Origin of the sequence: Candidatus Poriferisocius sp., assembly GCF_965219815.1 — a bacterium.
Lineage (GTDB): Bacteria > Actinomycetota > Acidimicrobiia > Acidimicrobiales > Bin134 > Poriferisocius.
Map to the genome: position 1 here is coordinate 3425255 of NZ_OZ244791.1, position 13391 is coordinate 3438645.

The 13391-nt window shown below is 65.1% G+C and carries 7 protein-coding genes; 5 read left to right on the top strand and 2 right to left on the bottom strand.

The window, feature by feature from the left end; translation table 11 throughout:
- Window positions 1-39: 39 nt before the first annotated feature.
- Window positions 40-4152, bottom strand: coding sequence for a PQQ-dependent sugar dehydrogenase (locus ACOQPI_RS16420; protein ID WP_420620689.1), 4113 nt, complete (start codon window positions 4150-4152; stop codon window positions 40-42).
- 379 nt (window positions 4153-4531) lie between these two features.
- Window positions 4532-6124, bottom strand: a complete 1593-nt coding sequence (locus ACOQPI_RS16425) for an FAD-dependent monooxygenase (protein ID WP_420620690.1) — start codon at window positions 6122-6124, stop codon at window positions 4532-4534.
- 217 nt (window positions 6125-6341) lie between these two features.
- Between ACOQPI_RS16425 and ACOQPI_RS16430 the strand changes: the two genes are divergently transcribed.
- The 5 genes from ACOQPI_RS16430 (at window position 6342) to ACOQPI_RS16450 (ending at window position 13382) form a co-directional block, all read left to right on the top strand.
- Entirely contained in the window at window positions 6342-7631 is a 1290-nt protein-coding gene (locus ACOQPI_RS16430; RefSeq protein WP_420620691.1) for an ATP-binding protein, read from the top strand.
- A 279-nt stretch (window positions 7632-7910) separates the two neighbouring features.
- On the top strand, window positions 7911-9527 hold the full coding sequence (locus tag ACOQPI_RS16435) for a hypothetical protein (RefSeq protein WP_420620692.1): 1617 nt from the start codon (window positions 7911-7913) through the stop codon (window positions 9525-9527).
- A gap of 110 nt (window positions 9528-9637) precedes the next feature.
- Complete coding sequence (locus tag ACOQPI_RS16440) at window positions 9638-11440, top strand: ABC transporter substrate-binding protein (protein WP_420620693.1); 1803 nt, start codon at window positions 9638-9640, stop codon at window positions 11438-11440.
- A 53-nt stretch (window positions 11441-11493) separates the two neighbouring features.
- Window positions 11494-12438: an ABC transporter permease gene (locus tag ACOQPI_RS16445; RefSeq protein WP_420620694.1), complete on the top strand. Its 945-nt coding sequence runs from the start codon at window positions 11494-11496 to the stop codon at window positions 12436-12438.
- Complete coding sequence (locus ACOQPI_RS16450) at window positions 12435-13382, top strand: ABC transporter permease (protein WP_420620695.1); 948 nt, start codon at window positions 12435-12437, stop codon at window positions 13380-13382. The genes ACOQPI_RS16445 and ACOQPI_RS16450 overlap by 4 nt, the downstream gene beginning before the upstream one ends.
- Window positions 13383-13391: the final 9 nt, after the last annotated feature.

Sequence of the window (13391 nt, forward strand, 5' to 3'; positions counted from 1 at the left end):
GCCGTCAACGAAGCTTCCTAGTGGAGGGGGCGTATTTGGTTAGTCGTTGTCGGTGATGGTGCCGGTTGCTTCGCCGTCGGTGATTTTTGCTTGGGCTGGGGTGTATAGGACGAGTTTGAATGTCTCGTTTGCCTCTGGTGTGTTGTCGTCGATTAGTGCCACGGTGATGGTCTTGGTTGTGTCGCCGGGTTCGAAGGTGAGCATTCCGTATGTTTGGGCGAAGTCCGCGAAGGTCGCCGACGCCGCGGTCCCGAATGCGGGCCGCGCGTAGTAGTGCACCCACGCGTAGCGGTTGCTGGAGGGGCTGAGCGTCACGGTGAACGTCAGGGTCCCGCCCTCGGCGCCCGATGCGTCGCTGATCGAAAAAGACGGAGTCGCGTTCACCGGCGGCGGGGGCGGATCGTCGTCGTCGGCCACCGCCACAGACGCCGATCCCGCGGTCGCTGACACCGTGTAGCCCTGGCCGGCGCCGACCGTCGCGGTGACCGACCCGTCGGCCTCGTCAGCGCTGTCGTTCACAGTCGCCACGGTGAGCGTCGCGGTCCCGGAGGAGGGGATGGTCACCTGACGCGAGCCGCCAGTGATGCCGAAGTCGCCGGACTGCGAGACCGACACGGTGACCGTCAGCGCAGCCGACGGCGCCGGCGAGGCGGTGACGGTGAACACCGCGTCGCCGCCCTCTGTGATGTCTGCGCCCGCGGCGACGCTCACCTCCGGATCGGGCGGCGGGGGCGGGTCGTCGTCGTCGGCTACTGCGACCGCCACCGACCCGCTGGTGGCGGACACGGTATAGCCCTGGCCAGCGCCGACCGTCGCGGTGACCGACCCGTCGGCCTCGTCAGCGCTGTCGTTCGTTGTGGCCACGGTGAGCGTCGCGGTCCCGGAGGAGGGGATGGTCACCTGACGCGAGCCGCCAGTGATGCCGAAGTCGCCGGACTGCGAGACCGACACGGTGACCGTCAGCGCAGCCGACGGCGCCGGCGAGGCGGTGACGGTGAACACCGCGTCGCCGCCCTCTGTGATGTCTGCGCCCGCGGCGACGCTCACCTCCGGATCGGGCGGCGGGGGCGGCGCCGGGTCGTCGCACTGTTCGAGGGCTTGGAGGGTGCGCACGGTGCGGTCCCAGCGGGAATTGTCGATCTGCGCCTTGACCGTCTGCGCGTCGGCCACCGTCATCGCGGTCTCGCCGGTGTCTGTGCCCAAAGCGGCCAGCACCCGGTCCCAGCGCTGCTGGTGCTCGGCATGGGAGTACTGGTTGCGCCAGCCGGTCACCTCGGACACCGTTACCGCATCAGACGGCAAAGACGGCACACAAACCGCCGGCGGATCGTCGTCGTCTGAGACAGCGACCGCAGCCGAACCCGCCGTAGCGGACACGGTATAGCCGGAACCGGCGCCGACCGTCGCGGTGACCGACCCGTCCGCCTCGTCAGCGCTGTCATTGATGGTGGCCACGGTAAGGGTGGCGGTGCCGGTGGTGGGGACGGCGACGGTGCGCGAGCCCGGCGACACTCCGAAATCGCCCGCCGCTGTGACCGCCACGGCCACGTCCAGGGCCGCCGCGGGCACCGGAACAGCAGACACCGTGAACACCGCGTCGCCGCCCTCAGCCACCCCGGCACCGGCGGCGATGCTCACCTCGGGTGCCGTGGACGGTGTCGTCGGGGTGTGGCATGTCATAGCGGCGTTGATGGGCACCCAGCCGGGCCATGTCCTGCCGTCGCTGAACGTCCTCACCGCTTCGGGGGTGGTCGAGGCCGGGATGATGCCACCAGGAGGTGCAGGCATCGAGTCGGCACCGAGGTAGGCAAGGATCTGCCAGAACAGAGTCTCGCTGCCGCCGTTGTTGTCGGTGTGCCACGCGAACGCAGCGCGCGCCCGCACGATGGCATCCGCAGTGTCACACGGCGGATCGTCGTCATCGGCCACCGCAACCGCAGCCGATGACGCAGTGGAGGAGACCGTGTAGCCGGCACCGGCGTCGACCGTTGCAGTGACCGACCCGTCGGCCTCATCGGCGGTGTCGTTGGTCGTCGACACGGTGAGCGCAACGGTGCCCGAGGTCGGGATCGTGACCGTATGAGAGCCCGGCGAAACACCGAAATCGCCGGTCTGAGTGATCGCCACGGTCACGTCCAGAGCCGCCGAAGGCGCCGGGTCGGCAGTCACAGTGAACGTCGCGTCGCCGCCCTCGGTGACCCCGCCCCCGGCCGCGATGCTGACCTCCGGTTCTTGCGTCGTGGTGCGGGCCACTGAGACGGCAACGCCTATTTGGGCTGAGGAAGTGCCGTTGTCGGCTTTGACTGCCGCGTGGTAGACGTTGTCAGAGTTGGCGTCTGTCGACGCATGGAACTGGGGTGGGGTGCGGAAGTGCAGCTCGCCGCTGGCGGTTATGCGGAAGGCTGATGCGTCTTGGCCATCCAGCGTCCAGCTCACGGACCCGTCGAGGTTGTGGGAAGTGAAGGTAGCCACCGGCTGGGTGTCCCCCTCGCGGTATTCGACGGTGGACGGCCCGCTCAATCGCGGCGACGAAGGGCCGTAGACCTGGAGCACATGGTCGGTGCCAGAGCCGTTGGATGTGGTGACGTACAGGGCGCAGTCGGGTCCGAGCACCGGGGAGCGCAGCCGGCCGTAGACCTGATCGAGCTCCGGCACGAGGATCTCGCTGAGCAGCGTGCCATCAGCGGTGAACTCGAACACCTTGAGTTCCTGTTGCTTCAACTGCGCCACGGCCAGACGGCCGTTCCACTCGCCCCAGCACGAGCCATCCAAGAACGCGGCGCCGCTGGTGGCGATGGCCGGAAACCCCGAATGCCATTTGGCCTCGACGGCATCGGGGAATGCCTTGAGGTCGGTCATCGGGACGTTCTCGTCGTATCCCGGGCCAGCGGGATCCCAGCCGTAGTTGCCCCCGCTGGCTAGGAGGTTGATCTCGTCGTCGTGGGAGGGACCGTGCTCTACTGTCCACACCTGATTGGTGCCCGGGCGGAAGGCGAGACCCTGGGGATTGCGGTGCCCGTAGGTGTAGACGCGGCTGTTGAACGGGTTGTCGGGCGCGCCCTGGCCGGTTTGGGAGTCAACGCGCAGCACTTTGCCGTTGAGCGAGTTGAGGTTCTGCGCTGCGGTGTGGTTGTCCCCGTCGCCCGTGGTGATCCATAGAAATCCGTCGGGGCCGAAGAGCACTCGACAGCCGCCGTGCCGCGGAAACTGTGAGAAGCCAATACCACCAACCAGCGGGTCGGCGACGCGTGTGGCGGTGCTGTAGTCATCGGCCATGGTCCAGGCGATCACCTCAACTCGGACACCGGTATGGGCTTGGCAGGTGTAGAAGCGCCGATTGGTCTCAAAATCGGGATCGACGGCAAGGCCCATCAGCCCGACGTAGATATTGCTGTAGAGATCGCGGAAGTCTGCGCTGACCTCCTTCACCCTCCCGTCGGGGAACCGGCTCAACAACCTTCCGCCCCGCTCGGTGACCAGCATCGTGCCGTCCGGCGTGAAGGCGACATCCCAAGGGATGGTGAGCCCCGACAGCAGCGGTCGCACCGTCAGCGCCGGCGGGGTTGATCCCGGTGCAATCCTGGTGCCGGAGACCCATTCTGCCGATTTATCTAAGTTTGAGCCATTTGGGCTGCGGCGGTCGGCGTAGGTAACCCGCACCCTGAGGAACTTCCCAGCGTGTTCGGCGGCCGGCGTGAAGGCTGCCGCCTCCGCCCCCTTGCCCGGGGTCTCTCCAGAGATACCCCCGGCCACTCGAGTAAAGTTCATGCCGTCATCTGAGACGGCCCAACGCCAGATGACCAAGCTGGGATCCACCCCTCCGTCCGGGTCGGTGAACCTTGCCCGGATTATCGTCCCGGCCCGAAGTGAGGCCGGGCCTGCGGACATCTCCCCCGGCTCCTCCAAATCGGTGACGTTGATCCACACCTCGACTTCAGCGGAGCCATTGTCGTCATTGATAGTTACGGTCACCTCGTACCTGCGCTGCTCCTCAAAATCCAGCAGCCCGTTGGTGCGAAGCTGGCCGCTGGCGCTGTCGATGCTGAAGCTGTCGGCATCGGAACCGCCGAGCTCGTAGGTCACAGCGCCGACAAGGCCGGTCAGGGTAACCGGACTGCCCACAAGGGTTCCGGCGGGTTGGTTCTCCGCCACGACTCGCCCCACACGGTTGCCAAGATCGGTTTGCGCTTGGGAGGGCACAGGAACCACCCCAACACCGACCGCGCCCACGACGACGATGACCAGCAGAAAAAGGCGAGCGGCTCTAGTCACAAGGGGGTAGGAACCCGCGGCTGCTCTCGACAACGTCATACTTCAAGCCCTCCCGCCATGTTGGACTCGGGTCGATTACCTGTATTGCAACGCGAAAGGACCCTCTGGCTACGGGACTCTGGGGTCGCCAAACCTCATCAGACTCCGTGCCAAGGGGCCCCTACGGCGAATCAAGCTAGCAGTCCACTTGGGACGGAGAAAAACTGGGCACCCGCCCAGTACCTGGACCCACCGCCTCGTCGAAAGCACAAGAGCAATATCAGATGTCGCGATTGGGCAGATACTTCGAGAGTTCCGACAGGGCGGCTGGGCCACCGCGGTCCTTTTGGCAGCAGGCAATGATCCCATCGGGCCTGACCAGTGTCACGGAGTCGGCTTCATACGGGCTGGTGGGGATATCAGCCGGGAGCTGGCGCACCGCGACCGGCACGCCTTGTGGCGGCAACTCCGCGACGGCGGCCTCCCATGCAGGGCGGGAGCACTCCGGGCCGAGCAGCAACACATAGGAGGTTCCGTACCAGTCGAGGACGGATTCGGTTTGGTCGGCATCGACCCACATGTGGGGGGCGCGGCGGCCCGATCTGACCACTGGGACGAAATCACCGCTCGAATCGTCGAGGTGCGGTGCGGGCTCGGCGTTCGGCGCGATGAGCTCTGACGACATCTCGAAGCCGAGCAGGAGGTGGTCGTAGTCGGCGTACTGGTGGGTGGCCTGGATGTGCTCGGAGACATCGTCGCCTCGCCGGTGGCCGAGCATCATCCGGGTCATGTGCTCGGTGGTGCTGACCCCGAAGGCGATACGCTCGATGGCAATGGGCCGATGCTCGGTTTCGTAGGTCTCGAGGATCGACTCGGGCGCCAGACCCCGCACCACATAGGCCAGCTTCCAGGCCAGGTTCCGGATGCCGGCGAACCCGGTGTTGTTGCCCATCCCCCCGGTGGGAACAGAGACGTGCGCGGCGTCGCCCGCCAAGAAGATGCGCCCGGAGGAAAACCGGGTCACACATCCCGGAGTCGGCTGCCACATGCGCATGCTGAGGATCGCGAACTCCACATCGTCATCGGTTCCGAGAGCCACCCGGATCCGCCGGCCGACCGCATCCTCGGAGATCAGGTTCTCGTCGCCTACAACCACCTGGCAGCGCCACCGTCGGCGCCCGTCGAGCGGCTGGAAGATGACGATGCCCTCAGGGGTTGTGGTGTACAGCAGCGACCCCTTGCGGTCCCCCACATACGCCTCGAGATCGGCGTGGAAGATCACATCCTGGGAGTACACCGGCCGCGGCTCGGCCTCCAGATGGGTGCCGATCACCCCACGCGTTTCGCTGCCGGGCCCGTCGGCGCCGATGGTGTACTGCGCCGTCACCGGCCGGCGCTCATCGGTGTTGGTATCGCGCAGCCAGAGATGGGTGGCGTCATCGGTCTGGGTCACGTCGATGGCCTCGGTGTCGAACCGAACCGTGATCATGGGGTCGGCGGCGACTCTGGTCATCAGCGCGTCCTCCACCTCGTCTTGCGCCGTCATCACGGGGATGCACGGGCTGTTCGGCCCCGCAACGCTGTAGAAGGTGGGACTCGGGATGTTGGCGTAAGGCTCGGCGGCCAGGCTGTCGGACCACCGATTGTAGGCGGTCCAGTCCGGCCCGAGGCCGGTGGCTTCCACCGCCTTGTCGATGCCGAACTCTCGGAACAGCTCCATGGTGTTGGTGTCGACGAAGCGGGATCGGGGATGGGTGTTGAGCTCGCTTCGCCGCTCCACCAGAAGCGACTGCACGCCATGGCGCGACAGCAGCAGCGCCCCAGTGAGCCCGATCGGCCCGCAGCCGATGATGCAGACAGGAACCTCGGTCATCGTCCTCCCTAACTCCAACACCTCATTGTATGGCCTCGGCCATTCCGGCCTGCACCGTCAACTTCCACGCCGAGCCCCTCATGGAAGGCCCCCGCGGGAATAGTGTCGAAGATTGACCGTGCAGCTAGGTGAGAAATCTGCTATTAGACAGCAGATAAAATACCTATTAGTAGGGTATAATCAAGCATGCCCATCTTTGCGTCCACCAGGAGGCTCTTTGCCAGCGTTCCAACCCCATGTCCGGCAGCGGCGGATCGAGTCGGTACTCCGTCGCGCGCTCGACACGTTCCGCATCGTGGTGCTGCAAGGACCGCGCCAGTCGGGCAAGACCACGCTGGCCCGCCACATCACAGATGGGGGCACGTTCTTGAGCCTTGACGACCCGGCAGAGTTGTCGCTCGCGGTGGACGACCCCATCGGCTTCATCGCCGACCGCCGCCGGCCCGTGGTCATCGACGAGATCCAGCGGGGCGGCGACGATCTCGTGAGGGCGATCAAGCTTGCGGTCGATGCCGATCCGGCACCGGGCAGCTTCTTGCTCACCGGATCGGCCGACTTTCTCACGGCCCCCGTCTTGTCGGAGTCGCTGGCAGGGCGGGCTGTGTTCTTCAGCCTGTCGCCCTTCTCGGCAGTCGAACTGCATACCGGGCCCGACGGCATGCTCGCGCGCCTCTGCACGAGCGCGGGGGCAAGCGGAGGCACCGCAGAGACCGTGTCCGACCTCCTCCACGCTCCCCCGTCCACACTCGGGCGGTCGGACTATGCCGAGCGGATCTGTCGGGGCGGCTACCCCGAAGCTATCGGCTTGAGCGATGCCGACCGCGTCCGCTGGTTCGAGTCGTACATCCTCACCTCGGTCACTCGCGACATCGTCGAGGCCACGGGGGCTCGGCGCTCAGCAGAGCTGCCGCGGCTGCTGCGGGCTGTGGCGGCGCGCACGGCGGGAGAACTGGTGGTGGCGGATCTGCATCGAGATCTCGGATTCGGCCGAGTCGAGACCACCGCCGACTACCTGTCGCACCTCGAGATGACCCATCTAGTGGTGCGCCTAGGCGGCTGGGCGCCGAGCGCAGCCACACAAGCCAAGCGACGACCCAAGGTGCTGGTGACCGACAGCGGTCTGGCCGCGGCAACCCTCGGCGTGGACGCGCAGCGCCTCGGCGAGGCCGGCGAACCGAGCCGCGGACCGCTGCATGAAACCTACGCCGTCAACGAATTGCGCCGTCAGGCGGCGGCACTTGACGAACCGCTCCGCTTCAGCCACTTCCGTGATGCTCGGGGCAGGGAAATCGACCTCCTGATCGAGCGGCCGGACGGACGAATCGTCGCAGTGGAAGTGAAGGCGGGGGCAACAGTGCGCTCAACTGACGCCAAATGGCTGGCCTGGCTGCGAGACCTGATAGGCGACCGGTTCGAAGCCGGCGTCATACTGCACACAGGACAGCGCCCGCAGCCCATATCAAACCGAATCGTCGCCCTCCCGATGTCGTACCTCTGGGAAACTTGATCTGCCCGCGAGGAATGGGAGTGCCGTCGACCACCGCAACCACCGCCGAGGAATTCGACCGTGCGCTGGCCGCGGCCTTCGCCGACGACGGACCACACCTGATCGCCGCAGAGATCGCCTAGCAATACGGCGAGCCCTATTGCCTCCCAATCAAGGTGACCAGACAAGAGGGGATGCTCGAAGTACGTTCTCGTTGTGGAAGCGCTGTCAGGTGAGGGTCAAGGGGAGGCCTCGGCCAAAGCCCGACATGGTCGCCGGAAGGCGATTGCCGCCGTCGCGGTGCTCGTCCTGGTCGCTGGCGGTATCGGTGTTTGGCGGATATTGGAGCGCAACGGGCCTGACAACGATGTTCACGTCACCGGCCCAGGGCTCGTCTCCACTGGGCCAGCGCTTGAATGGGTCGAGTTCGACCCGGGCTTAGATGAGGCTGCGCTTTCGGGGATTCTCATTTCCCTCGGCGACGGCCGGATCCTTGTCAGCGCTTCTGGCGAGGAGGATGATGGCGCGGTGCCTGGCCTCAGGTTCCTGGTCACCGAGAACGGAGTTGACTGGTCTGAGGTGCCGATGCCTCCGGGCATCTGGCCGCTCTCCCATGACTTGACCGGTGAACGCTGGCTGGTTGCGGGATATGACCTCGCCGGCGAGTCCATCCTGTCGGCCATGGAAACAGAAGGCATCTGTAGCCGGGCCCTTTCCATGTTCCGGGCATTCTTCTCCGATGACCAGGGGGCGAACTGGACTGAGTTGGAATTCGACTTTTCCTCAAGCTCCATTCAAGTGCCCCCTGCTTGCGAATTTCCTCCCTTCTTCGTCTCTGCGGCATTGACTTCGGGGGAGCATATGGTGGTCGTGCTCTGGGGCGAGGAAACAGTGGAGAGTGCAGCGCCCGACTCCGGAGGTAGGACGTTCGGCGAGTCGGAGGACAACACCGGAGAGAGTGGCAAATCCTGGATATTTGCCAGCGACGGCGAGGCCTTTATACAGGTTGCCGATTACGACGGCTCGATCTATGGCGCTGTTTACGGCTGGAGCTTCGGCACTCCTGCGGGTTTTTCGCTCTTCTATGTTGAGGGCGGAACCGGACAGGCGCCTGTTCGGCTATCCACGTTGGCTTCCCCCGATGGCCGCATCTGGAGCCAGAACGAGTCTGCGGGCTTCTATAACTCAACGGCGTTCGGTCCCGATGGATCGCTATGGCGGACAACCTGGTTGGGTGCCGGTTACGGCCTGCACCAATACGACAGGGAGGGGACCCTGACAACCAAGGTTGCTATCGACAACTCGCTCCCGTTCCTTGCGTCCGCAGGGCCGTCCGGGGTCGCGGTCACCGCGATGACCAGTCCCGGCACCGACCTCTTCACACTCCCCGACCGACGAATTGTCAAGGAAGGCTACGAACTGCGGCTCAACGAGCCCGAGGGAGGCTTCAGTCTCTGGGAATTGGCGACAGACACCGCGGTCTACGAGTGCGGGCAGGAGGTTATCTGGGCCCAGGGACTAGCCTTTGCCGAGGGCGCCTGTGAGTTTGTGTATCCGGTAACAGACAACGCAGACATGGACTCAGTGGTGCTGGTGTTCGAAGACAGACAGACCGGGGCGGAACTGGCGTCGTTCACTCGTGGCGAGCTGCTGCCCTCTTTCCCCTTGTGGATGATTACGGGGTTGACTGTTGACGGCCCCGAAAATGAGGAGCAATGGCTGGGGTGGTCGGCCGACGGTGCCAAATGGGGTTGGCAAACTCCCGCTGATGCATTTGGAATCGAACCGTCTGAGGCCGACGACAGACTGGTCGAGCTGGCCGTGGGCGATGGGTTCGTGCTCGCCCGTATACAGCATTATGACGACTATTCCCCGTACTTCTCCCGTTCTCACTGGTTTATCGCCCAGGCACCGTGAGGATCGGTCAACGGCTCAATGCATCCTTGTCGCCTCAAGGAGAAGAGGGGGCGTGCCCATCCTCTCTTTGGGGTAACGTTTTGACCACAAGAAATATGGGGGTTCGTGTCATGACAAGCACTTGGCGGGTTTCAAAGCCGGCGCGGTGGCGCTGGCTTGCTTTGGTCTGCGCGCTGGCGCTGGCGGCTTCGGCCTGCGGAGGCGGGGACGACGACGATGACGCCGGCGGCGGTGTAGCCGCCGAGGCCACCGCTGACCCGGAGGCGCCTTCGGAAGATGACGGCGCATCTGCTCCCAGCGACGACGATGGGGATGATGGCCAGCCAGCCCCTGATGACAGCGGCGACCAGGGCGGAGAGGCCCCCGCGGCCACCGCTGCGCCGGAGACCGCGGCCACCGAAGGCCCGGCCGCCGAAATGGAGCCCCAGTACGGCGGCACTCTGGTCATGGGCCTGGAGGCGGAGACCACCAACGGGCTGAACCCGGTGAATGCCCAGGCCGCGGTTTCGGGCCACATCTTGTTCCGAGCGTTGTACGACACTCTGACCATTGAAGGAGTTGACGGCAGGGCCGTGCCCAACTTGCTGGAGAGCATCAGCCCGAACGACGACTTCACCGAGTGGACGATGACACTGCCACCGGGCATCACCTTCCACGACGGCTCGCCAGCGGACGCAGCGGCGCTGAAGCGGCACTTTGAGGAGCAGCTCAAGGGCACCCTTACCGGCATCTCGGTGCGTTCCTGGGAAATCGAGAGCATCGACATCGTGGACGACTTGACCGTGAAGATGATGCTGGCGAAGCCGTTTGCCGCGTTGCCGGAGTACCTGACCAGCCACCTCGGGTATTTCGGGGCGCCGTCGATGCACGACCTGGGCGCGGAAGGCGCGGCCCGCAACCCCATCGGCACCGGACCGTTCATGCTGGACGAGTGGATTCCCAACGAGGTGACCCGGATGGTGCGCAACCCCGACTACTGGCGCACCGATGCCGAGGGACGCCAGCTTCCCTACCTCGACGCACTGGAGTTCCGGCCCAACAACGATAGCGACGCCCGGTACGCGGCCCTGAGGTCTGGCGATCTCGATGCCAGCGTGGACAACACTGGCATTCGAGTTGACGACTACAACGAGCAGTTCAAGACCTTTTGGCAGGGAGAGGCGTACGCAGAGCCCACTTACCTGATGTTCAACCACTCGCGGCCGCCATTCGACAACGCGGAGTTCCGCCGGGCGCTGGCGCAATGCACCGACCGCCAGGTATTCAACACCATCCGCTGGGATGGGCAGGTGCCGGCCACCGGCCCGTTCTCGCCGGGGACGCCCGGCCACCTGGAAGACTCCGGATTCCCAGGCTTCGACCCCGATGCCGGTAGTGCCGCCATCGCCCGCCTCGGCGTGACCGACGTGGAACTCGGCACCACCACCGACCCGGCCAACCTTCTCAACACCGAGCTCTTGGCCGCCATGTGGGGCGACTGCGGGCTCGACGTGTCAATCACCCAGGTGGACCAAGCCGAGTTGATCACAAACGCGGTGTTCGGGAACTTCACCGCATTCTTGTGGCGCAACCACCCGAGCTTCCACGTGGCCGCGGAGCGGATCTGGTGGCACAGCGAGTTCGGCCAGGGCATTGCGCTGAACTTCGGGCGCATCAACAACCCGGTGATCGACGCCGCGCTGGACGAGTCGTTGACCATCGACGACTTCGACCGTCTCACAGAGCTCGCCGAGGACATAAACCGGGCGTTCGCCGAGGAGGTCCACAACATCTGGTTCTACTTCTCCAACTGGCTGATCGCCGCTCACGACCACGTACACGGCATCGACAACCTCACCCTTCGCGGGGGGCAAGAGCACGTCAAAGTGCTCGCGGGCAGGGTTTTCCTCACCGAGGCCTGGATCGAGCAATAGCAGCAGGTACCGGCTAGGAGGGCACGCCAGCTAGCGGGAGGAGGCAAGAGTCGGTGCTCCGGTTCATAGGCACGCGCTTGGCGCAGCTGGCGGTGGTAGTGCTTGTGGTCACGCTGCTGTTCTACTGGATGCTGAACTTGCTGCCCGGCAATCCTTGTGTGGCTGCGTTCGGCGGCGCGGCCACCCCGGAGCAGATCGCCGAGTGCGAGCAAGACCGCAACCTGGACGACCCGGTGATCGTGCAGTGGGCCAAGTGGGGCGGCGACGTGCTAACCGGCGATTTCGGCAAGTCGTACCTCACCGGGCGCACCTTTGGCGAGGCCATCTCCAATGCGCTGCCCCGCACCCTTCTGCTGTTGGCCTATTCTCAGGCGCTGGCTCTGGGCGCGGCCATTCCACTTGGGTTGTGGTCGGGATACCGCCAAGACAGCGTGGGCGACAAGGTTGTGAGCGGCGGCGCGTTCGCGCTGCTGTCGTCACCGGTCTTCGTGGTCGGCTTGGTGCTCATCCTGGTTTTCGCGGTGAAGCTGGATTGGTTCGACTTGGGCGGCTATCGGCCGATATCGGAGGGCCTGGTCGCGCATTTCAAGGTAATGTTCCTTCCCGCGGTGACGCTGGCTGTGGGACTGCTGCCCATCTATCTGAGACTGCTGCGGACCGACGTTATCGGCACCTTGCAGGAGGACTTCGTGGGCACCGCCCGAGCCAAGGGCCTGCCAGTCCACCGGGTGCTGCTCACCCATGTGCTGCGCCCATCGAGCTTCACCCTGCTGACCATATTCGGCATCCAGGCCGCCCAAGCGGTGAACGGTGCCATCGTGGTGGAGTACTTGTTCGATCTCGACGGGGTTGGATCGCTGTTGGTATCTTGGGTGGCGGCCCGGGAATATCTGCTGGTCCAGACCCTGGTGGCGCTGATCGCTGCCGTGTTCGTGACCGTGACTGCGCTGGTTGACGTGGTCTACTCCATGCTCGACCCCAGGGTGCGGCGACGATGACCGATCCGTCTGAAACCACCACCGCGGCCATCAAGCCCCGGGTGCCGACAAGATTTCTACGGATCCCGATCGGGGGCAGATTCAGGGCCACGCTGGTGGATGCCGAATCCAGAGCGGGACCGAGGAGGGGCAAGATCAACATCGCCCTTTGGCTGTCGGTGGGATGGCTCGCCATGGTGCTGGCCGGCGCGGTTCTGGCGCCTTGGCTGGGATTTCTGGAGGATCCCAACAGGCCTTTGGCCGGGGACCCAGAACTTGGGCCGTCTTGGTCGCATTGGTTCGGCACCGACCAGCTTGGGCGGGACATGTTCGCCCGCTCGGTGTGGGGCAGCCGCCTCTCCCTTTCCATCGCCGGTCCGGCCGTGGGCATCGGGGTGGTGGTGGGCGGTGTTCTGGGGGTGATGGCCGGCTATTTCGGCAAGTGGATCGACCTCGTTGTCAGCAGCGTGGTGAACGTGGCGCTGGCGCTGCCCGCGCTGGTGTTCGCCCTGTTCATCGTGACGGTGCTGGGCCAGAGCTACGTGAACGTGACCATTGCCGTGACCGTTTTGTCAATCCCGGCCATCGCCCGCATTGCCCGGGCCCAGGCGCTTCGCTTTGCTGCCCGGGAGTTTGTGACGGTGGCCAAGACGATGGGGGCCCGATGGCCTCGGATACTGTTCCGCGATGTGCTGCCCAATGTGGTTCCCGCTCTGGCTTCGATCGCCTTTTTGGCCATGGGCATCGTGATCATCGCCGAGGGCAGCCTGTCGTTCATCGGCGTCAGCGTCGGCTCGCCCAGCATCACCTGGGGCAACATCTTGGCCGCCGGGCGCGGTCGGCTTGAGGAGTCTCCCCACATCGCCCTGACCACCGGCGGCGTCATGTTCGCCACCCTCATGGCGCTGAATTTCGTGGGCGACGAACTTCTCCGCCGCCTAGACGTCCGCGAAGCCCGCATCTAGCGCCCGTCC